This window comes from Halorhodospira sp. 9622, assembly GCF_022228025.1.
Classification (GTDB): domain Bacteria; phylum Pseudomonadota; class Gammaproteobacteria; order Nitrococcales; family Halorhodospiraceae; genus Halorhodospira; species Halorhodospira halophila_A.
In genome coordinates, this window is the sequence record NZ_JAJNRE010000002.1 from 187721 (window position 1) to 209927 (window position 22207).

Consider the following 22207-nt stretch of genomic DNA (forward strand, 5'->3'; position numbering starts at 1 on the left):
ACACCGCCCCCTAGCTCCGTTGGCGCTGGCGATCATGCTGATCTCGGCGCCTTCGCCGACCCCGGCGGAAACATTGCGCTTTGATGGAACGGCTCCCACCGAGGAGAAAGCCGACCTCCCGCCGCCTGCCCCTTCACCCTGGCGCCTGCGCCTCGACCCCGCCTGGGCCGAGGCTGGTGTGCTGGGCAGCAGCCACCGGGGGGCGGACGCCATCCTAACGGGACGTGCCGTAGCCAGCGCCGAACGACCCCTCGGGGCGCGCTGGGAGTTGCGGCTGGGGGCCCGAATCGACGCCGCAGCACAAGGCGGCGGCGGCGACGACACCCGTTTTGCGCGCGCGGATGCAGATTACGACGAGACCTGGCTGCGCTATCGTACCGACGACTGGCGCCTGACGGTCGGCACCCAGACCGTCCTATGGGGCCGCGTCGACGAGATCCCGCCCACCGATCGGCTCAGCACCAAGGATCTGACCCGTTTCGCTCTGGATGAGCAGACCGAGCGCCGCCGAGCCAACCTCGCAGTGCGCTGGGAAGGCTTCCAGGGGCCATGGAAGCTCGACGTCGCCCTCCTTCCTGCGTTCCGACCGGCGGAACTCCCGGCACGAGACAGCATATGGCATCCCGTGGACCGGACCCGGGGGCGCATCCTCGGCACCTCGCCGAATGATCTGCCGCCGGAGCAAGTCCATAATGCGCGGCTCGGAGAGGCGAGCACTAGCGGCGCAGGCACGGGTGTACGCATCAGCCGCGAAGGCCGCGGAGCAGACTACGCGGCCACTGTGCAACGCGTGCGCCACTCGCAGCCTTACTACCGCTGGCGCGACGATGACCCGGGCAGCGGCACCCTCGAGGCTGCCTACCCACGCACCTGGGTGGCCGGCGGTGATCTCGCCTGGGTTCGCGGCGGCTGGACGTGGCGACTGGAGGGGGCGTGGCTGAGCGAGGTCCCGGTCACCCGACACCCGAGCCCCGGCGCCCTGCGCTACGACACGGTCCCCGGGTTCGATTGGGTTGCAGGAACCGAGGTCTTCCCCGGCGGCCGGGATCTGCGGGTCACCGCACAACTCGGCGGCGAGCACCTACTGGAGGCCGACGGCGTGCTGGACCGCAAGGCGGCTTACTACCTCACCGGCGAGATCGAGGACCTTTACCTGTACAACCGCCTGCGTGCCCGACTGCGTGGCGTTGTCGGCCTCGATCGCCACGACCTCTATCTCAACCCCGAACTGGCCTGGATCGCAGCTGAGCCCCACGAACCCTACCTGGGCGTGCACTGGTTCGATGGCGACGAAGACAGTCTGGGCGGTTTCTACCGTGACCGCCGGATGGTGGTATTCGGCTGGAGAACACGCCTATGAACTTCAGCATGCTTCACCACCCCCGGGCCGCCCTGGCCCTGCTGGGTCTGCTCATGCTCCTGCCCGCACCGTTGCTATGGCACCTGGAGCTGGACAACGCACCGGAGGCCTACTTTCCAGCCGATGCACCTGCAGTGGTCTTCGATCGAGAGGTGCGCGAAGCCTTCCCGCAGGAACAGGTTCTGGTGGCCTTGTTCGAGGGTGAGGCCCTGTTCACGCCCCGTTTCCTCGAAGGCTTCCATAGGCTGAGTCAAACCCTGGAACGCATAAATGCCGTGGAGCGCGTCCTTGGGGTGACGAGCACTGACCACATCCGGCCCATTGAGGGGGGCTTCGCCGTCGAACGGCTGATCCCGGTCAACCAGCTTGCTGATGGGCCGCCCGAGGCCTGGCAGACACGCGCGCTGGACGACCCTTTTGCACCGGATCTGCTCATCTCGCGAGACGGCCGGGCCCTAGCGTTGGTGGTCCGACCCCATGCCCTGGATAACAGCCTGCAGCGCCTGAACCTAGAACGTGCCGTCCGCGAGGCGATCGATCACCACCAACTATCTGACGAGTTAACCGCAGTAGGCGGCCACATCGCCCTCGACGTAGCCCAGCTAAGAGCCATGACTGGCGACCTGGCCCTGCTCATACCCGGGACACTGGGTATTGGCCTGATGCTGCTCTGGTGGCTTTTCCGTCGCCACCTCATGCTGATCCTCGCCACCGTCACCATCAGTGCCGTAACCGGCCTGGCCGTCGGCCTCCTCGCCGTTCTCGGCAAGCCGTTCACGCTGATCACGGCCATCGTCCCGCCGCTACTCACCGCCCTGACCGTGGCGATGCTGATGCACCTGTTCAATGCCGTGGCCCACTACGCCCGCCGTGGGCTCACCGGCGCGGCGCGCCTGGAGGCAGCCCTGGCCAGCGTCCGGCGCCCGATCGGCTTCATGGCCCTGACCACCGCGGCCGGATTGGCATCGCTGGGGGTCAGCCCCATTCAGCCCGTCGGCAGCTTCGGTCTGATCGCCGCCGCCGGGATCATCGTTGCCGCGCTCTGCGTGCTCGGACTGCTTCCGCCGCTCATCCTCCGCTTCGATCGGGGCACCTGGCACCAGCGCGGCGCCCTGCCCCGGCTTGACCGATGGACGGCGGCCACCACCCGGCTAGCTGTCCGCCGCACGGGCTGGGTCCTGGCGGGCGCCGTGCTGCTGTTCGCCCTGGCCCTGCCCCAGATCCGCCACGTGACCGTCGAGACCGACCTTTACGCTTTCTTCGCCGATGACCACCCGATCAGCCGCGCCACGGCCCGCATCGAGACCCGGCTCTCCGGAGTCATGCCGCTCGAGGTGGTCTTCCGCGCCGAAGCACCGGACGCTCTCACCAAACCCGAGCGTCTACGGGCTATTCAAGATGTCCAGGCCTGGCTGGACGACCGCCCGGAGGTGGATTACAGCCTGTCTCTGCCCGATCTCGTGGCGGAGATGCACTGGGCCTTCCACGACGGCGACCCCGATTACCGCGGCCTACCCGACGACCACCGGCTCATTGCGCAGTACCTGTTCATCCATGACGGCCGGGATCTGTTCGATGTCGTCGACCCCGAACTGCGCCAAGCGCGTCTGTTGCTCAACCTCAATGCCCACGGCGCCCGCGCCTTGAACACCCTGATCGACGACTTTGAGGCCCATCTAGCGACGAACCCTCCGGCCGACCTCGAGTGGGACCTGGCCGGTATGGGAAGACTCTTCGCCGACCAGGAGCGTCTTCTGATCCAGGGCCAGCTGCACAGCCTGCTGGCTGTCGTCGTGCTGATCTTCGGGCTCATGTGGTTGATGTGGCGCTCGGTGCGCCTGGCCACCCTGAGCATGCTGCCCAATCTGGCGCCCCTGGCCCTGATCTTTGCGTTGATGGGCCTGCTGGGTATCTGGCTGGACATGGCCACGGCCATGATCGCCAGCGTTGCGGTCGGCATCGCGGTGGACGATACCATCCATTTACTGCACGGCTATCTGCGACGCCGACGGGCCGGGGCTTCCGCGGTATGGGCGGTTGCACGCAGTAGCCGGCAAGCCGGCCGCGCAGTCACAGCGACCACCGTGGTGCTGGTGGGTCAGTTCCTGCTGGTGGGCCTTTCCGATTTCCAACCGACCCAGGCCTTTGGACTGTTGACCGCCTTCGGTCTGCTTATTGCTTGGCTGGTGGATTTGGTGGTGCTTCCAGCATTGTTGATCGCCCTGTCGCACCGCCGGGCAAGACCGCGGGGCTGATTGAAGAGACGGCCGCCCCTGGGGGCGGCCGTTTATCGCCTTGTTGAAGATGGAGGACCTGCGAGGATCAGTACGCCACCTCCTCGTCCTCGCGCCGCCCGACCCGCAGCGCCAGGCCGAGCAGCACCAGTCCCGAGCCCATCATCAGCAGGACACTCGGCTCCGGAACCTCGTAGCGGAAGGTCCCGTCCTGTTCGGACTGGCGGACCAGCACCGAGGTGCCATCCTCCGACTCGAAAGCCACCAGCTGATCGTCGGTCGGCAGCGGCGGATCGATGTTGCCGTCGAAGCGCCAGCTGACCGGGATCATCAGGCCTTCTTCCTCGGACGCCAGCTCGTAGAAGGTCTTGCCGGTGCCAACATCCCGGAAGAAGTTCTGCACGAACTCTTCACTGAAGTCGAAGTCTTCGTACACGACCCGGCCGAAGATATCGAGGTTGCCCAGCTGCAGGTCCGAACGCTCGACCAGCATGCGCAGCACCTGGGTTCGGTCCCCACTGTCGCCGTCCTCGTAGTAGACGTTCACGAAGCCGTCGTCGTAGAAGACTCCACCATTGGTCACCTGCCCGAAGATCTGATAGTCATAGGTCAGACCCCAGCCTTCTCCATCGATGAACCAGTCCTCCGAGGAAAAGCCGTTGCGACCCTGAATTCCACCCTCACCAGTGAGGAAGTTAAGGTTCACCACGTTCCGGTCCTGAGACGGATCGGGATTGCGGAACTCTACCTCTGTCGTACCGTCGATAGCGGTGAAGGTGCCGGCCTGGAAGCCGTAGCTGTCCATGAGGCTCTGGATATTCGTATCAGCGACCCGGGTGCCGGGTTCGATTGAAGCTGCCATCTGTCCGAAGACAGGCTCATCGGCGGTTTCAACGAAGTAGAACGACGTCGCCAGGCTATCGCTGACCGCCAGGGTCCGGATCTGGCCCGTGGTGGTCCGCTCATTGCCGGAGAAATCCTGACCGACATCGATGATGAAAGGATCCCCGGCCCAGGCCGGCGCCGCCAGCGCTAGACCCAGTACTGAAGTTAGAAACGCTCTTTGCAGTTTCACGGCTTAATCTCCTGTTCAAGGGGGCGAACGGGGTCGCCCACATCCTGAATGCAGAAGGCGTGCCATCTGGGCACCCGGCCACACGGACCCGTTAGCCGATTGTTCCTGAAGTGTTTTTATCGAAAGGCCGCGGCCATCCCGACTCTTCGCGGGAATCGGAATGGCCGCCTGTAAAGGCGTCCGACAACCCCAACGAAAACGCCCCCTAGAGACGGGGGCGTTCGCGGGAGCGCATTGCGCTCCAGGTTAGACGGGGGCAATCAACCAGCGGAGCCGAGGGATTCAAGCAGCGCCTCGGCCTCGGCACGCGCAGGGAACTCGGCATGCTCTTCGAGCACGCCGCGCAGAAGCCCCTCAGCCCGATCAAGATCACCGAGGGCCTGGTAGGTCCGTGCCAGCTGAACGCCGATCCGCGGCGCGTCCGGAGCAAGCTCACGGGCCCGCCCGAGGACCTCCGCTGCCCGCTCGTGGTCGGCAAGCCGGTAGAGCAGCGTACCGTAGGTCTCCATGACGTTCGCAGCGCCGGGTGCCAATGCGGCGGCTTGCTCGGCATAGCCCACGGCCTCCTCCGGATCGGCCTCACGCAGTAGCCAGGCGAGATTGTGTAGGGCCACGGTGTCACGCCCCTCGCGAGCGACCTGCTCGCGGTAGATCGCTTCGGCAGCGGCGAAGCGCTCGGCTGCGATGAGCATGGAGCCCAACACATGCCGCGCCCGTCCATCTTCCGGGGCACGGTCGAGCCAGGCACGCATATGCGCCTCCGCGGCATCCAACTCCCCCAGGCGATTGAGGTTGCGCGCCACCCGGAAATGAGCCGCACTGTGGTCCGGCACCGCGTCGATAAGCCTTTCAAAAGCTGCCACGGCGGCTCGGTAGTCGCCAGCCCGCTCGAAGACATCAGCGCGCGCAAAGAGCAACTCCGGCCGGGCTGGATGGTGATCCCGGGCAGCATCCAGGACGGCGCCCGCCTTTTCCGGGGCCCCCGCCCGCAGATGGTGGCGAGCCAACACCAAGTGCGGCTCAAGGGCCTCCGGGTGCCCCGCTACGGCCCGCTCGAGCCAGTCCCGACCCGCAGCCTCGTCACCACCGACCTCGGATTCCATGCGCGCTAGCTGGAGAGCTGACTCCGGATGCCCCGGGTGGTGCTCCTGGACCTCAAGTAACGCGCTGCGCGCCGCCTCCACTTCACCCCGCTGCAACTGCAACATGGCTAGATTCATTCCCAGCGCCGGATTGCCGGGGATCCGGCGCAGCCCGTCGGCGAACGCTGCCAGAGCCTCCTCTTCCTGTCCCATACCCAGATGGGCGGCACCGACCAGCGTATAGCCCTGAGAGCGATCCGGGGCCTGATCGCGCACGGCCTGGCCAAGGGCCAGGGCATCGGCGAAACGGCCGTCCTCCAGCCGCTGCCGAGCCAGGGCAGCCTCGATACCCTCCGCGTCCTCGCCGGCCGCGGGCCCCAGCAGCCCGCGGACCTGGCCCGGCTCGCCGTAGCGCAGCAACGCCACACCGAGCAGCTGCTGGAGAGCCGGCGCCTCCGGCCGGTTTTCCATCGCCCGGGTCAGCGTATCGATCCCGCGCTCCGTCTCTCCGGTATCCAGGTAGAGGGCAGCCAGCACGGGGGCAAAGGCATCCATCAGACCCGGCCGCTCGGCCACGGCGCGGCGCAAGATCTCGCGCGCCTCTTCCGGGCGACCCTGCGCCACCCGCAACTCGGCCAGCAGCCCATAGGACATGGCCGTGTGTCCGCCGGCGGCGGCGAACCGCTCAAGATGGTGCTCAGCCTGCGAAAAATTGCCGGACTGGATGTGCAGCGCAGCCAGGTACGGCATCGCGGGGCGGAAATTGCGGTGCCGGGCCAAGGCCTGCTCCAGATGCGGCCGCGCCTCGAGCGCCTGGCCGCGCTCGAAGTGGACGAGCCCAAGAGCAAAATGCCCGCCCGGATAAGCGCTAGCCCGCTCAGTCAGATCGCGCGCCGCCGCCTCCGCTTCATCCAGTTGACCATCCTCGATCAGCACCATGACCCGTTTGTAACGCTCGATCACCCGCGCCGGCCGCAGGTCAATTGCGCGCTGGTAAGCCTCCGCCGCTGCCTCGCGCTCGCCCCGCCAGTGGGCCAGATCGCCCTGGAGGGCCCAGGCCGTGGCGAAACGGCTATCGCCGGCGAGGACTCGGTCCACGGCCGCCTGCGCCGATACCGGGTCACCGGCATAGAGCGCCGCATAGGCGTACGCTAGAGCGAGTTCGGCCGGCTCGTCGGACGACGCGGCGTCCTCGGCCCGTTGCAGAAGATCCCGACCAGCCAGAGTGTCGCCCTGGGCGAAGGCCCCTAGAGCCAGAAGCGCCTGCCAACGGGCTTCATCGTCGGCCTCCGGCGTCGGACGGGGAAGCCTGGCGATCTCCGCCGGCCGCCCCAGCTCCAGGAGCAGGCGACCGGTATCGATGCTATAGCGGTCCGGGTCGACTCCATCTTCCAGGCTCCGCATCAGGTGCCCCGCGGCCGCGTCCAGTCGCCCCTGACCGAGGTACGCCACCCCCAGCAGAGCCCGCGTTTCCGGGGCAGGATTTTGCTGGAGGGCATTGCGGTATTCGATCACTGCCGACTCGTATCGCCCTCCCTCCAGGTGGCGTTCAGCCCGCTCCAGGTACTCGGCTTCGCTCACAGTACCGATGCCCTCACAGCCCGCCAGCCCCAGAGTCAGCACGCCCGCCGCCGCCATCGTCCGCCACCCATCCTTTCGCCACGCCATGCTCATCTACCTCAGCCCGTACTTGTCCAGGAGGCTATAAAGGGTCGGTCGGGTTATGCCCAGTACCCCCGCAGCCTGTGCGATATTGCCGTTGCAGCGGCCCAGCGCCCGGGCCAACGCCTGTTGCTCAGCCTCATCACGAACGGCGCGCAGGCGCAGACCGTGATCGTCTGCGGCCATCCCCTCGTCGAGGCCGAGCGCCTCGCTGTCGATGCGCGCACCATCGCTGAGGATCACCGCCCGGCGAATGACGTTCTCGAGCTCTCGAACATTCCCGGGCCACGGATGGGCCTCCAGCGCGGTAAGCGCCTCCGCGGTGAAGCCCCGGATGCGCTTGCGGTGTTCGCGGGCGAAACGTTCGAGCAGGGTATGTGCCAGTAACGCCGCATCCCCAATCCGCTCGCGCAGCGGGGGAATCGTCACGTCCAGTTCGGCAATCCTGTAGTACAGGTCCTCCCGGAACGTCCCGGCACGGATCATGCCGACCAAGTCCTGGTGGGTGGCACAGATCACACGGACGTCCACGGGGATCTCTGTACGACCACCGAGGCGCTCAACGGTGCGTCCCTGCAGGAACCGCAGCATTTTCGCCTGCAAGCTCAAGGGCAAGTCGCCGATCTCGTCGAGAAAGAGGGTGCCGCCGTCGGCGCACTCGATCCGCCCCGGGGTCTGCCGGGTTGCGCCCGTAAAGGCGCCGCGCTCGTAGCCGAAGAGTTCGCTCTCCAGAAGATTCTCCGGGATAGCGGCGCAGTTGATGGCCACCATCCGCGCCGCATGGCGGGTGCTGTGCTGATGCAGGGCACGGGCCAGCACCTCCTTGCCAGTCCCGCTCTCGCCGAGGAGCAGCACGGTCGCCTCGGCCGGCGCAATCCGCTCGATGGTCCGGCAGACGCGCAGCATGCCCGGATCTCCGGTGATCACGCCGTCGAGCCCGGCACCGATACGGGCCGACAGGCGGCGGTTCTCCTCTTCCAGTGCGTACAGGCGGGCCGCGCGATCGAGGATGTGACGCAACAGATCGGCGTCCACTGGCTTGACATAGAAGTCGTAGGCACCCCGGGCCACCGCCCGCAGGGCATTCTCACGCTCGCCATTGCCAGTCACCACGACCACCTTGGTCTGCGGTGCCTCGACGAGGATCTCGTCGAGCAACGCCAGCCCCTCGGAGGCATTGGCCGGGTCGGGTGGCAACCCCAGATCCAGCGAGACCAGGGCCGGCCGGCAGCGGCGCACCAGCTCCATGGCCGACGCCCGATCCTGCGCCTGCAGGACCTCGTAGCCATCTAGACACCAGCGGAGCTGATCCTGGAGCCCGGCGTCGTCCTCTACAATCAGAAGCTTGCACTGCTCCCTGCCTCTCATCTCCCTTCTCCCCCCTGAACCTTTAGCCAGCCATCTGCACCGCCGCCCCCACCCTGCGGGCCGGCAGACGGATGGTGAAGCAACTCCCGCGCCCGGGGGCGCTCTCAACCTCGATGCGTCCACCGATCCGCCGGACGTACTCGCGCGCCTCGTACACGCCGATGCCCATCCCGGCGTTACCCTTCGTGGTCTGGAATGGCCGAAACAGCCGTTCGCGCAGGAACGCATCATCCATCCCGACCCCACTGTCCTGAATAGCAATATAGGCCCAATCCGTCAGACCACCCACTTCAACCCGGACCCAACCCTGCACAGGGGTCGCCTCCTGGGCGTTGCGGACCAGGTGTTCCAGCACCTCCAGCAGCCGTTCGCGCTCGGCCATAACCGTCACAGGCTCCGCCACGGTCAGCTCCGGCACCGGCTGCCGCTCGGCACGGCGGCATACCACCTCGACCAAGAGCGTTCCCAGCTCCACCGGTTGCAGGCGCCCGATCGGCTCCGTCCGCCCGTTGCGCAGCTGCGACAGGGTTCGTTCAAGACGCTCGCGGGCATGACCCACGGTGGCGAAGGCGCTCGACACGAACGCCGGATTGTCCTGATGCCGGGCCGCGTTGGACTGAATCAGCGCCAGTTGAGCGGAGACGTTCTTCAAGTCGTGAACGAGAAACGCCGACAGGCGGTGGAAGGCTTCGAATTGACGCGCTTCCAGCAGCGCCTCGTCGCTGCGGATCAACGCCACGTAAACCGCCAGCTGCCGACCGGCGGTCTTGAGCAGATCGCGATCCTCCCAGTCGATCGGCCGCGGAGCCCGGGGCCTGTCCAGCACCACGAAACCGATCAGTGCCTCATTGAGCAGCAGCGGGATCACGGCCCAGTGCCGTTGCCCCTTATCCAGCCAATCCGGCAGCGTTAGGTCGCCGTAAATCGAAGGGTCGGCACGGTACTCCGGCAGATCAATGACCCATCCTGTCTCGGCCATGAAACGCACCAGAGGGCCATCCGGGGGTTCCGGCGGATAATGCGGGTTCCCGGCGTTGAACGCCCCCTCCAACGCATAGTGTCCTTCGCGGTCTTCGACCCAGAGCAGGCCTCCCGGACTGTCGACCGTCTCTGCAATGGCCTGCACCGCCCGAAGGGCAAAGGGCTCTCGGGCATCCCCCTCGCTGAGCGCCCGGGTCAGGCGCAGCCACTCATGGCGATAATCGTACCGGTAGCGGAACAGGTACTTGGCCAAAATCACCCGCAACCAAGCACGGAAACTGCCGGAAAGAAAGATCAGCGCCAAGAGCAGTCCAGCGCCGAAGAGCAGCACCACCTGCAGCAGCCCCCCCCAGTCGCCACCGATATGGCGCAGGAAATAGGCGGCCACGCCCACACCGAGCAGGTAGACACCAACCCCGAGCAAGGCGACCGTGTGAAAAACCAGTCGCCGCGACACCGCGGGAGTGGCTTCACCCGGTGTGATACGGCCTGCAGAGAGGGCGAGCAGCGGCACCACCAGGGCATTGACCGCACCGCGTGCGTGCCAGATCACCGGGTCGGCCCCCTGGAACAGCACCAGGTCAGCGAACAGAAACAGGTCAAAAGCGAAGATCGCGCCCAGCGCCAGGCATACCCCCTTGATCTCCCAGCGCCGCTGCAGGGGCGTATTGCGGTAGAGCTGCTCGACCAACACCAGCCCGCTGACGGCGAGCAGCACCACCGCCACGGCGTGCCAGCTCCCGCCGTAATCCGCCCCGGGCCAGACCGCGGGAAAGAGGATAGCCAACACCCCGGCGAAGAGTAGACCGCGGATCCGAAGGGAGACCTGTTGGCGTTGGGCGCGCAATCCCAGCAGCAACACAAAGAGCACCACCACCCAGCTCAGGCCCCGGCCAAGCTCCAGCACCCCGCCCATCGGGATCCCTTCGCCCCCGCCCTGAGCGGCGTTGTAGGCGATCTCCGCGGCCCAGAGTGCGGTCACCAGAGAGGCAAGGACCAGCCAAGGAGCACCGGGGCGCAAGCGCCAGCGCCATGCCACGATAGCCGCCAGCGCCAGAAAGGCGATCGCTGCTGACAGGGGGCTGAAGACAGGCATTGGCTCGATGACCGCCTACCGCGCGCCGCGGCCGAAGAGTACGACACGTACCGTCTCGATCAGGATCACCAGATCGAGAAACAACGAGTGATTCTTCAGATAGTACAGATCGTACTGTAGCTTTTCCCGGGCGTCTTCCACCGACGCACCGTAGGGGTAGCAGACCTGCGCCCAGCCGGTAATACCTGGGCGTATGCTCTGCCGAGCCGGGAAATACGGGATCTGTTCGCTGAGCTGTTCGACAAAACTCGGGCGCTCGGGGCGTGGGCCGACAAAGGACATATCCCCGCGAAGGACATTATAGATCTGCGGCAACTCATCGATGCGCAATGTACGGATCAGCCGGCCCACACGGGTCACGCGATCGTCGTCGGCGCGGGCCCAGCGGGCCACCCCGTCCCCTTCGGCGTCCGGACGCATGCTGCGGAACTTGTAGACCTGAAAGACCTGCCCGCGATGCCCGACCCGCTCCTGGCGGTAGAAGACTGGGCCTCTGCTGTCGAGCCTGATCGCCACCGCCGTCACCAACATCACAGGCAGGGTGACAAGCAGTAGCAGGCTGCTTGCGACGAGATCGAACCCCCGCTTGATGGTCGCGCGCCCCCATCCCTGGCGGAAACCTCGCCCGAATACCAACCAGCTGGTGTTGAGCGAGTCCAGATAGAGGCGACGGCGCTCACGCTCGAGGAATGTGGACAGGTCGGTCACACCCAGCCCGTAAAGCTTACAGTCGAGCAGCTCCTTGATAGGTAGCTGTCCACCGCGCCGATCGCGCACGGCAACGACGACCTCGTTGGCGCCATGGGCGATCGCCAGGTCGAGGAGTCGCTGCCCGGGAGCCAGACGAAGGAGCCGCCCCTCGTCGACGGCGACGGAGCCGACCGCAGACCCGGCCACGAAGCCAACCACACGGTAAGGCAACGCACCGGTGCCACCATCGGCCAGCGGCTCCAGCACCGTCGCGGCTCGGCTGCCTGCCCCGAGCACCAGCACCCGTCGGTTCCGCGCGGTAACCCGGACGATTTCCCGATAGATGCTGCGCTTGGCCAAGAGCCCCACGAAAGCGAGCCCCAGCCCGAGCGCCACCGCATGGCTGGCGACCGCCAGTTGCGGGAAGGCGCGTAGTGCGACCCACATAACCCCGCCAAGTATCAGCAGCGCCACCGCCAGTCGCAGGGCAACCATGAGCAGGCCCTGATTCATGCCGATCTGCTCGGGGTCGTAGAGCCCGAAGAGGAGCATAAGGAAGACACCGGCGGCGGCCACCACGGCCATCTCCACCTGAAAACGCGCCACGCCCTCCACGCTCCAGAGCTCGGGCTGAAGCAGGAAAGCCAGATAGAGGCATAGCAGAAGTACCACCGCCTCGAGGCCGGCCAGGGTCAGGACGTGGCGCGGTACGGTATGACCAAATACATTCACCGCAATCCCCCGGGCAAACCGCCGCCCTTACGCTGAACGAAGAAAGCCCGGCATCAATCGGGCACTTTCCAGAAACTAAAAGAAGCGCTCTGGGATAATCAGGATATCTCCGGGAACCATATCGACATTGGCGCGGATATCCCCAGCATTGAGGAGGTCATCGAGCCGCACCCGGTACTCCGTCCGGCGTCCGTTTTCCTGCCGAACAATCACTGCTCGATTACCAGCCGCGAAATCGGTCATGCCTCCCACGGCAATCAGGACGTCCATGACCGTCATATTCTCTCGGTACTGCAGGGCCTGCGGCTGAGCCGCCTGGCCGATGACCCGGATCTGCCGCTCGTACGGCCCGGCAAAACCGGTAACGATGACGGTTACTACGGGATCGCGAAGGTAATTGGCCAGCTCATCCTCCATAGCCCGGGCCAACTGGGTAGGAGTCACCCCGCTGGCCTGCAGATCCTCCACCAGCGGCGTGGAGATCTGCCCATCCGGACGGACCGGCACACTCATGGAGAGCTCGGGGTTGCGCCAGACCGAGATCGTCAGAGTGTCCCCGGGGCCAATGATGTACTGATCCAGTGTCCGATCGGCCACCACCGGCGGTGCCTTGCCCGGACCACCACAGGCGGTCAGCGAGGCACCGAGAAGCAATACGGCCAGCCAGAGCGTGGGACGGGCCCGAAACCGTGAACCCATGGAGAGATCCTCATGCTGTCAGCCGCGTTCATACGCGACGCTGAATTAAGTTGAGCACAAGGATCCCCTCCTTGCCACGCGATCCGGCAATTTTATTTCGCCCGGGCATTTTCCACCGGCGCTGCTAAGCTTCTGCCAAAAGTGGACGTCCCGGAGGGATGGAGTCATGCATTTCCTGGTCACGGGTGGAGCAGGATACATCGGCAGCCACACCGTCGTGGCAATCCTGCAGGCGGGTCACCGGGTCACGATCCTCGATAACTTCACGAACAGCGACCCGACTACGATCGCCCGCATCACTGCTATCACCGGCGAGCGCGTGGAGGTCGTCCGCGCGGACTTGCGCGACCGAACGGCGCTCGCCCGCTGCCTCCAAGCCCGCCGCTTCGACGCCGTCCTGCACTTCGCCGGGCTCAAGGCCGTTGCCGAGAGCACCCGCGCGCCCCTCGCCTACTACAACAACAACGTTCTCGGTACCCTGCAGCTGTGCCAGGCCATGCAGGCCGCCGGAGTATTTCGGCTCATATTCAGCTCTTCGGCAACGGTCTACGGCGATCCGGCCGAGGTCCCAGTCCGCGAGGATGCCCCCACCGGCGCCGTCACCAACCCCTACGGGCGTAGCAAGCACATGGTCGAACAGATGCTTTTCGACCTTGCGCAAAGCGATCCGCGCTGGGCCATCGGCATCCTGCGCTACTTCAACCCGGCCGGGGCCCACGAGAGCGGGCAGATTGGTGAAGATCCGGGCGGCGAGCCGGCCAATCTTCTCCCCTACGTCTCCCAGGTGGCAGCCGGTCTGCGCCCTGCCCTATCGATCTTTGGCGCCGACTACCCCACCGCGGACGGAACCGGAGTCCGCGATTACATCCACGTCATGGATCTGGCCGAGGGCCACCTCCGGGCACTGGAGGCCACTGCGCGACGCCCCGGTGTGGGCATCTGGAATCTGGGCCGGGGTGAAGGTTACTCGGTCCTGGAGATCGTATCGGCTTTCGAGCAAGCCTCGGGCCGCCAAGTCCCGTGCCGGATCGTCAACAGACGACCTGGTGACATCGCCGCTTGCTGGGCCGATCCGACCCGGGCCGAGCGGGAACTCGGGTGGCGGGCAAGGCGCGATCTGTCCGCCATGATGCGCGACACTTGGCGCTGGCAGAGCGGCAGCGCAGCGACTCCCGCGGCCATCACCCGCGGCTGACCCACCGCCCAGGAGGCGCGGCCGGGGCTCAACCGGCCGCGGCAGGAAGCGGCGGCAGGCGCCCGTAGATATCCTCAAAGCGCAGGATATCGTCCTCCTCCAGATACGGACCGGTCTGGATCTCGATGATCTGCAACGGGATCCGACCCGGATTCTCGAGGCGGTGGATGCGCGTCGCCGGGACATAGGTGGACTGATTCTCCTCAAGGAACATCTCTTCGTCGCCGTTGATGACCCGGGCCGTACCGGCGATGACGACCCAATGCTCCGAGCGGTGGTGGTGCATCTGCAACGAGAGCTTACAGCCCGGATTCACAACAATCCGCTTGAGCTTGTAGCGGTGTCCAGACTCCAGGGTCGTATAACTGCCCCAGGGCCGCGCTACGGTGACGTGGGCCTCGGTGAGCTCGCGGCGGGTCTCACGCACCCGGCCTACCAGCGCCTTGAGCTCCGAAAGGCGCTGGCGTGGACAGACTAGGGTGGCGTCGCGTGTCTGCACCACGGCCAGTCCCGTTACCCCGTAGGAGGCCACTAGGGTGCCGTCATTGCTCCAGAGCAGACTGTCCCGGGTCTCGACGGGCAGGACCGCGCCGTGGGCCACATTGCCGGCCTCATCCTTGGGTCGCTCCTGATAGAGCGCCTCCCAGCTGCCGAGATCACTCCAACCGAGATCCACGGGGACGACAAGCGCGGTGCCCGCGGCAGGCTCGAGCACGCCGCAATCCACCGAAAGATCCGGCAGGGCAGCGTAGCAGCGGGGCTCGGGAGCGGCTCCGCGCTGCGCCCAATCCAAAACGGCCGCTGTCAGCTCCGGCTGATAGACCGCGAGCAGATCGAGGAAGCGATCGGCACGGAAGACGAACACGCCGACGTTCCAGAGATACCCCCCCTCCTGCAGGAAACCAGCCGCGGTCTCTGCATCCGGTTTTTCGACGAACCGTGCAACGGCCCGGACCCCAGGCAGGACCGGCGCGCCGGTCTGGATGTAGCCGAAGCCGGTGGCCGGACCGGTTGGGGTTACCCCGAGCAGCGTAAGCCCGCCGGCATCGGCTGCCTGCTCGGCAGCCGACCAGGCGTGCCGGAACGCCTCGAGGTCGGCGATTCGATGATCGGAAGGAAACACCCCGACCACCGCATCCGGCTCATCGACGGCGATGCGCGCCACGGCCCAGGCCACGGCTGGCAGTGTATTGCGCGCCACCGGCTCGGTGAGCACACCGTCAGCGAGGACGGGGTCAAGTTCATGCAGCTGACCCATGACCTCGAAACGATGATCCATGTGGGTGACCGTGGTGATGTGCCGAGCCAACACCGCGGGCAAAAGGCGGGCAGCGGTCTCCTGGAGCAGCGTGCGTTCACTGGTCAGGGCGAGCAGTTGCTTGGGCATGGTGCTACGGGATAATGGCCACAGGCGCGTCCCCGACCCGCCGGCCAGGATCACGGCCCGACGTCGGTCGAAGATGGTTGAAGCAGAGATGCTTCCGGCGCTAGCGGACATGGCAGTATCACCCGTGGTTTTCGGCATCTGGGACCGGTGGGGGTAGGTGGGTTTCCGCCCGCGCCTGCCGCGCCTTATACAGCAGGTGGCGCAGCAGCAGCAGCGGCGGCATCTTCAGCCAGTGCCCCCTCAGGAATAACAACCAGCCCGCCACGGCGCGCCTGCCCGGAACGGAGTCAGCGCGTGTGCGCAGACCAGTGCGGAGCAGCCTGCGCCATGCACTGCGATAAGGCCAGGCCGGCCTGTGGGCAGCCATCGCGGCATTCACCGATGGCGGCACCGGGGTGGCGAACCAGTCCTGCACCGCAACGAGGGCCGCCTCCAGCAAGCGCGCTAGGCCCAGCTCCCGGGACTCCTCCAGCAGATCTGCCCAGAAGGGCGCACCGACCTCGGCTTCGAAATGCACCAGCAGGGCGTGGATGTCGTAAAGGTTTCGCAAGGCACCCTCCCACTCGGTCTCGGCGAGGAGGTGGGCGACCGCATGCAGGACCAGGTGTGGCGGCGCCAGGATACGCGTTCGCCAGCCGGACACTGGCTCGGTGCGGTCGAACAGCCGCCGGGGATCGACCCGCACTGCAAAGGTCTCGGGGAGAATATTGTAGTGCAGGTCGAGCGTGGTTCCGCGACGGCCGTGAACCAGGGGTGGCAACTCGTGCATCCACTCCCGGTAGTAGCGATCGTCGTATTCACTGTGGTGACCACTCTGCCAGCCCTCGAAGAAGAGCAATTGCTCGGCACGCTCGACGCTGTCGCGGGGAAAGAGCAGATCGATGTCGTGACAGACCCGGCCCGCGGCATGAGGCAGGCCGGCGATGAGATAGGCCGCCCCCTTAAGCGCCACGGGCGGTGACAGCCCCTGCAGAACCCCCTCTTCGAGTTGACGCAACTCCCAGCGCAGGGCCTCGGCCTGTGTCTCGGCAGCCCACCCGGCACCACGCAGGTGACGCACCACCGAAGGGGGTAACCGCTCCGCCACCCCCGCTCGCCGGGCCTGTTCCCAGAGCGCACCGAGTAGCGCGGTCTCGCGGCCGGCCGCAATGACGCCAGACCATCGGGCTTCCGACCACTCCGGCAGGCATCGGGGGTTGCCGAGACCGCGACAGAGCCATTCACTCGGTTCAGGCCGTCTGGGCATCGATGTCCCCCACGACCTGCTCCAAGTCGCTGTAGGTCAGATCCCAGGCATCGACCTGTTCGGCGACGTCCACCAGGGCATGGAAAGCGCGCCTTCCCAGGACGGGGTAGTTGAACGCATTGGCCGCGAGTCCCAGCAGCACCCGCCCGGGGCTGCGAATCCGCCAGCGCGTGGCTGCGCCGGCACGGTAGCGAGGGAAAATCACCCAACCCGGCAGGGCGGACTCGGTCATGCGGGTGACGCTCTCGGGCGGCGGACGCATGTGAACCACCGTCCCCTTGAGGGTGTCGTGGCACGGCGCACTCAACCAGGCATGCGGCGCAAAGGCGCGGATTGCTTCCACCGAGGCGTTCTTGAGGCTGATCGGACGCACTGGTCCGGTAACGCAACCCGTCTCCGGATCGAGCAGCGTGGTTTCATCGCTGAGCAGCCGCCAGCCGCGCTGGCTGAGGGCTGCGCAAAGAGTACTTTTACCCGATCCCGGAGGACCCGTGAGCACCAGCGCACGACCATCGCGCTCCAACGCTGCGGCGTGCAGAACCAGCTGGTGCCGGATCTGGGTCGCCATGCACCAATTCATGCCCCACTCCAGCATCGGGAAGGCCTGGGCGTAGGGCAGCGGGCGGAAGACCTCACGGTGCTCGAACAGAAAGCACACCTGGCGACGGTAGAAGCGTCGAACCCCGTGCGGTGCGCGGAGCTGGCACTGGAAGTCGACGAAACCACCCCCGTCCGCCACCGGGAAATCGGCGTAGAGCTGCCGGATTCCCTCCGCGACTCTGGAGATGGATGAGCGGATCCGCAGGGTCAGAGAGCCGGTCCGCAGGTCGAGCCCCGGCCCGGACAGGCGTTGTCGGACCTCAGCGGCCGGCATCCGCGCTACTTCCATCCCCGCTCCCCCCTGATCACGCCCCGCGCGCGCAGCCACTCCAGGGCTTCAAGCGCATCGGCATCTGCAAAGGGCGGATCATCGACGCCACGGAGTGTGGCCATCAGCGCTTCGGTGCCCCGAGGTCGCTCCTCTCTGGCCAGAATCCGGAACAGACGAGCCACCAACCCGGCCAGGCAATGGGTCTGTCCGGACCCAGCGTGGAAGATGACCACCTCACCGCCCAGATCCCGCATCTCCAACTCAACGCCGGCCAGCACCCAGCCTGGCGCTCCCCCGTCACGCGTAACTGCCCCAGCTTTGCTGGCCATCCATGGTGTTCTCCAGGAAGTAGTGGACCTGCGGGGCGGTGAGCGTATCCCCGGCAGCGGTGGTATAGGAGCCGGTCAACAGCGTGGTCGTTACGATGTCGATGACCTGCGCCTCGGTCAGGGGGAAATCCATAAGGTAGCGGGCATTGAGCAGCGTCGCCGTACCAAAGCGCAGCAGCTGCCTTTCAGTCATACCATTGAACTCGGCAACTCGGCTCTGCCCCGGACCCCGCACGGCGTCGTGCAGGGTCAGGTATTCGAAACCGCCACCTCTCCCCGGTCCGCCACCGGCGATCAGGGTATAGGACGGCAACCCGGGGAAACCGAACGAGGAATTGATCAGCTCCTCCCGTTGCTCGCCCCACTCCGGGTATTGCCGAGCCGAGGCCGGTCCCTGCCAGTAGCCCGGGGTGTAGCCGCCGCAGGGCTCAGGACCGTCCGGATGGCGGGAGACATTGGCGGAGACCCAGCCGGAGATCGTGCAATTAGCCGCTGCGCGCAGGGGCTGGCTGTGCAGTGTCAACAGCAGCGGGGCACTGGCGAGCGCCGCCTTGTTGAACCGCCTTCGGCTCCGCCCTGCACCGCCAAGCCCCTGGTCTTCAGGGGACTGCACAGAGTCACGAGGGACACGATCGACCATCTGGAAAGCTCCTCAGGGTTGAGCGGAAAACCACCGCCGAACGGCTCTCAGCCGGATTCGATCACGGCCTTTGCCGAACTATAGTACGTCCCGGCTGGGGGACACCGACCCACCGCAAGGCGCACCCGCCGGGAGACTCCTAGGACACCTTTAAGCAATCCTTATGCCAGGTTAATAGCCCTGGATAGGCCCATGATTTTTCGAGCTCTTTCAAACATACCCCGGGGCGGCGATATCCCGCTGTAAACCCTCTCGACAGCGGCACCCTTACCGCGGCACCCAGGCACGGAGGATGTAGGAGTGGCTGAGGCGACTCGCCAGACGCGGCGAAGCATCCAAGAGCCTGCGCAACCATGCCCCCTCGACCCACTCCTGCCCACGTGCCCAGGATGGCGGCAGCAAAGGCAACCAATGACATTCCAGGGGTTCGAGCCCCGCCGCGACCATTGCCTCGCGCAGCCCGGCACGGCGGTCGTAGCGCAAATGCGGCGCACGCCGCTGAAGCCGCCGACGCCATTCCGCCCACACGTGCGGAAAGCAGGCTCCATTCAGGGCATCGACCCAGACCTCACCACCGGGACGAACGACTCTTGCCATCTCCGACAGGGCGCATCGACGGCCCGCCACCGAGAGGGCCTGCATAACTCCGAAGCAGAGCACGCCGTCGAAGGTCGCCGCCGGAAACGGTAAGGCGCGGGCATCGGCAACCAGCCACCCCACCCCGGCTGGCGCACGATCCCGCGCCTTGCGCAGCGAGGGCTCGGCATAATCGACGCCGACGACCTCCCGCCCCTCGTTGTGCAGGTGCCGGCAGTACGTCCCGGCACCGCAGCCGATATCCAGCCAACGCTCGCCCGGCGGCTGGACGAGCGACCAGTGGGCGCGGAACTGGCGACTGCGCGCTGCCAGGCCGGTGGGGGTCCAACCGGCAATGCCGGCATCATCATCCAGAGCCGCCCCGCGGGCCGTGAAGCGGCGATACCACCGCAGCGAGAACTCATCCCTTTCCGCACCCATCGCCTTGCGGCCCCCCCGATCGGCACCTAACCTCCTCATTGAAGCAGCTCGCCAACACCTTGCCCGGCACGCAGTTCCTGCAGGGCGACAACCTCGGGGGAAGCACCATGGCCAGGGGCCTGCGGGATTGGTTACATTGGGCATTGATTGCCCCCCTGATGCTGGCCGCCGGCCTCTGCCAGGCCGAACTGCGCACGGTTACCAGCGGAGAAGAGCTCGCCGACGCGCTGCGCAGTGCCGCTGCCGGCGACACCATCGTGCTTCGCGACGGCGAGTACACCCTAAGCCGCCAGACACTGCGACAGAGCGGCAGCGAGCAGGCCCCGATCACGGTCCAGGCCCTGCTTCCCGGGGGGGCACAGATTCGCGCCGACGGCGTCACCCAGTTCAAGGTCTACGGGGCCCACTGGCACTTTCGCGATCTAGATTTCCAAGGCGGCGCACAGGCCAATCATGCGCTGCACATCGTTGCCGGTGCCGATCACACGGTCGTCGAGGGCAACCGTTTCCAGAACTTCCACGCTGCCATCAAGGGCAACGGCGAGGGGGATCCACGCCGTTTCCCGGACCACGTCCGGATCCACCGCAACATCTTCGTCAATGACGGTCCGCGGAATACACGCTACCCGCTCGTCCCCATCGACGTCGTCGGGGGCAAGGGGTGGCAGATCACCGAGAACTTCATAACTGACATTGGCCATGTGGCGGAACGGCGCGGGCGCAACTCCACGGCGGCCTTCGTCAAGGGCGGCGCCCGGCAGGCGGTCTTCGACCGGAACGTGGTGATCTGTGAATGGCGCCACCAGGGCGGACAGCGGCTGGGCCTGGCCTTCGGCAGCGGCGGCACCGAACAGGCTTTCTTCGATCGTCGCGGCTTGGAGTTCTGCGCCGACAATGACTGCCCCGAGGTGCGGGACAGCCGGATGACCAACAACATCATCCTCAATTGCCCCAATGGACCCGGCGTCTATGTGACCCGTTCGGAAAACGTGCTGATTGCCCACAACACGATCTATGACGCCTACGGGATCCAGGCCCGCTTTCCCCAAACCCGAGCCCACATCACACACAACCTGCTCACCGGCACGGTCTGGTCGCGGGATGGGGCCCAGCTAGAGGAGAGCCACAACCTATACAGCGGGCAGCTCGGCGTAGCCAACTATCTCCCGAGCATTCGCAATCGCCTGCCTGAAACGCAGGGCCACGGGGCCGAGTGGCTCGTGGAGCGCACCCTTACCGGCCTGGACTGGATGGGTGAGCGGCGCCCGGCCAAGGGCCTCGCCCGATTCGAGAACTGGATGGTGGCGCCGGCTTTCGGCAATCTCGCCCTGCTCGACGAATCACCGATCGTCGCCCGCGGTTCATCAACGTTGATCACGGACCACGACTTCTGCGGCCGACCACGTCGGGCACCGGCGGATATCGGTGCCCTAGAGTACAAGACCGATGTACCCTGCAGCCTGGAAGCGGAATTACAACGCCGTCATGGGGTGCTCTTCACCGGTCTGACCGCCCCCCCGGAGGCGATCCACCCCTGAGCGCTGGGTTCTGCCGCGACAGCGCACCAAGCAACCAAGCCGTGGTGACCGCTGCCACCACCGCAATCACCACCCCCGAGGTGTCCGGACGCCCGGTGACGAGGAAGAGTTTGCCCGCCTCCATACCGGTGGCTACCAACCCCGCACAGAGCGCTGCCATCAGGCCGAGTTGTCCGAATCGCTGAGCGGGGCGACGGCTGAGCAGCCATACGGCTCCCCCCAAGGGGATGTAGAGGGCCAAGTGTGCAAGGACGCTGCGCAGAGCGGCCCACTCCGACACGTGGTAGTGGGCGTAGAACGGTATCCAGCGGATCACGGAGCGGCGCTCCCAGGCCCACTCTCCCTCAAGATGGTAGGGCCCGAACCCGTGATGAAAAGCCACCAGGAGCAGTATGTAGCCAGGGCAGATCCAGACCAGCGCCCTGCGCAGCGGTTCGCGAGCGCGCTCGACGCCCTCAGCCGCGTGGCATAGCTGACGGCGGAGGCGACCCTCCTGAGCGGTCCGGCCTGCGGCGACCGCAGCCTCGAAACGGGGCCACAGCAGCAGCCAGAGCACACCGCCCAGCACCCCACCAAGGAAGTTGGCAGAGATGTCGGCGATTGCCGGATACCGGTACGGCAACCAGATCTGCAGAAACTCGACCACGCACGTCACGGCCAGTGCCAACAGGGCGACCCCTGCCACCACCACCAGGCGGCCTACGCGCCGGCGTACCCGCCAGCCGAGCCAGGCCGCCCAGAAGAAGCCCAATGGCAAAAACATGACGACGTTGGCGAACCACTGCGGGTAGTTGATACTGGCGGGCTCGGGCACCGAGATACTCAGGTAGATCTCCCAGGCCCTGGCCAGCGAGACCTCACCGAACTGGAACGGCAACAGCGTTAGATAGAGGATCCCGGCCAGGGACAGCCAGGCGCACCAGGCGAGCACCCTCGGGGACGGGAGAAGCTTTCCCATGAACGCGGCTCAGCACCTCCTCGCAGCACACCCTAACACCACGCCGG

17 protein-coding genes are annotated in these 22207 nt (G+C 66.2%); 4 read left to right on the forward strand and 13 right to left on the reverse strand.

The features are described 5' to 3' along the window. Positions 1 to 19 precede the first annotated feature (19 nt). Positions 20 to 1360 carry a hypothetical protein gene (locus tag LRG07_RS02030; protein WP_238641657.1) on the forward strand — a complete coding sequence of 447 codons (1341 nt, stop codon included), beginning with the start codon at positions 20 to 22 and terminating at the stop codon, positions 1358 to 1360. Next, positions 1357 to 3615, forward strand: a complete 2259-nt coding sequence (locus tag LRG07_RS02035) for an RND family transporter (RefSeq protein WP_238641658.1) — start codon at positions 1357 to 1359, stop codon at positions 3613 to 3615. Before LRG07_RS02030 ends, LRG07_RS02035 begins: the two co-directional genes overlap by 4 nt. Before the next feature lie 67 nt (positions 3616 to 3682). Here the strand turns inward: LRG07_RS02035 and LRG07_RS02040 are convergent, their stop codons facing one another. The 6 genes from LRG07_RS02040 to LRG07_RS02065 form a co-directional block, all read right to left on the reverse strand. Next, positions 3683 to 4669, reverse strand: a complete 987-nt coding sequence (locus LRG07_RS02040; RefSeq protein ID WP_238641659.1) for a PEP-CTERM sorting domain-containing protein — start codon at positions 4667 to 4669, stop codon at positions 3683 to 3685. Between the two features lie 260 nt (positions 4670 to 4929). Next, on the reverse strand, positions 4930 to 7419 hold the full coding sequence (gene prsT, locus LRG07_RS02045) for an XrtA/PEP-CTERM system TPR-repeat protein PrsT (RefSeq protein WP_238641660.1): 2490 nt from the start codon (positions 7417 to 7419) through the stop codon (positions 4930 to 4932). A 6-nt stretch (positions 7420 to 7425) separates the two neighbouring features. Next, a complete protein-coding gene (prsR, locus tag LRG07_RS02050) occupies positions 7426 to 8781 on the reverse strand; it encodes a PEP-CTERM-box response regulator transcription factor (protein ID WP_201242008.1) in 1356 nt (451 codons plus the stop codon). 22 nt (positions 8782 to 8803) lie between these two features. Then, positions 8804 to 10858 (reverse strand): XrtA/PEP-CTERM system histidine kinase PrsK, encoded by a 2055-nt coding sequence (prsK, locus tag LRG07_RS02055; protein ID WP_238641661.1) that lies wholly within the window; start codon positions 10856 to 10858, stop codon positions 8804 to 8806. A gap of 15 nt (positions 10859 to 10873) precedes the next feature. Continuing rightward, positions 10874 to 12280, reverse strand: a complete 1407-nt coding sequence (locus LRG07_RS02060; RefSeq protein WP_238632952.1) for a TIGR03013 family XrtA/PEP-CTERM system glycosyltransferase — start codon at positions 12278 to 12280, stop codon at positions 10874 to 10876. A 75-nt stretch (positions 12281 to 12355) separates the two neighbouring features. After that, positions 12356 to 12979: an XrtA/PEP-CTERM system exopolysaccharide export protein gene (locus LRG07_RS02065; protein WP_201242005.1), complete on the reverse strand. Its 624-nt coding sequence runs from the start codon at positions 12977 to 12979 to the stop codon at positions 12356 to 12358. Positions 12980 to 13145: 166 nt separating this feature from the next. Here LRG07_RS02065 and galE point away from each other — a divergent pair, with 166 nt between their 5' ends. Further along, complete coding sequence (gene galE, locus LRG07_RS02070) at positions 13146 to 14174, forward strand: UDP-glucose 4-epimerase GalE (RefSeq protein ID WP_238641662.1); 1029 nt, start codon at positions 13146 to 13148, stop codon at positions 14172 to 14174. Between the two features lie 28 nt (positions 14175 to 14202). Here galE and LRG07_RS02075 read toward each other — a convergent pair whose 3' ends face one another. From LRG07_RS02075 to LRG07_RS02100, 6 genes are all read right to left on the reverse strand, one after another. Further along, positions 14203 to 15699: a mannose-1-phosphate guanylyltransferase/mannose-6-phosphate isomerase gene (locus LRG07_RS02075; RefSeq protein ID WP_370641478.1), complete on the reverse strand. Its 1497-nt coding sequence runs from the start codon at positions 15697 to 15699 to the stop codon at positions 14203 to 14205. Then, positions 15680 to 16807 (reverse strand): nucleotidyltransferase family protein, encoded by a 1128-nt coding sequence (locus LRG07_RS02080; protein WP_201242002.1) that lies wholly within the window; start codon positions 16805 to 16807, stop codon positions 15680 to 15682. Before LRG07_RS02080 ends, LRG07_RS02075 begins: the two co-directional genes overlap by 20 nt. Beyond that, on the reverse strand, positions 16791 to 17696 hold the full coding sequence (locus LRG07_RS02085; RefSeq protein ID WP_201242001.1) for an HprK-related kinase A: 906 nt from the start codon (positions 17694 to 17696) through the stop codon (positions 16791 to 16793). Before LRG07_RS02085 ends, LRG07_RS02080 begins: the two co-directional genes overlap by 17 nt. Further along, positions 17687 to 17956 carry an HPr-rel-A system PqqD family peptide chaperone gene (locus LRG07_RS02090; RefSeq protein WP_201242000.1) on the reverse strand — a complete coding sequence of 90 codons (270 nt, stop codon included), beginning with the start codon at positions 17954 to 17956 and terminating at the stop codon, positions 17687 to 17689. The genes LRG07_RS02085 and LRG07_RS02090 overlap by 10 nt, the downstream gene beginning before the upstream one ends. Positions 17957 to 17975: 19 nt before the next feature. Continuing rightward, entirely contained in the window at positions 17976 to 18647 is a 672-nt protein-coding gene (locus LRG07_RS02095; RefSeq protein ID WP_201241999.1) for a hypothetical protein, read from the reverse strand. 267 nt (positions 18648 to 18914) lie between these two features. Then, entirely contained in the window at positions 18915 to 19664 is a 750-nt protein-coding gene (locus LRG07_RS02100) for a class I SAM-dependent methyltransferase (protein ID WP_201241998.1), read from the reverse strand. 107 nt (positions 19665 to 19771) lie between these two features. Between LRG07_RS02100 and LRG07_RS02105 the strand changes: the two genes are divergently transcribed. Continuing rightward, the gene (locus LRG07_RS02105; protein WP_238641664.1) at positions 19772 to 21202 is read left to right on the forward strand and encodes a right-handed parallel beta-helix repeat-containing protein; all 1431 of its coding nucleotides are present in this window, start codon (positions 19772 to 19774) and stop codon (positions 21200 to 21202) included. On the opposite strand, the gene LRG07_RS02110 is transcribed toward LRG07_RS02105, so the two are convergent. Next, a complete protein-coding gene (locus LRG07_RS02110; protein ID WP_238641665.1) occupies positions 21162 to 22160 on the reverse strand; it encodes a VanZ family protein in 999 nt (332 codons plus the stop codon). The genes LRG07_RS02105 and LRG07_RS02110 overlap by 41 nt on opposite strands. Positions 22161 to 22207 lie beyond the last annotated feature (47 nt).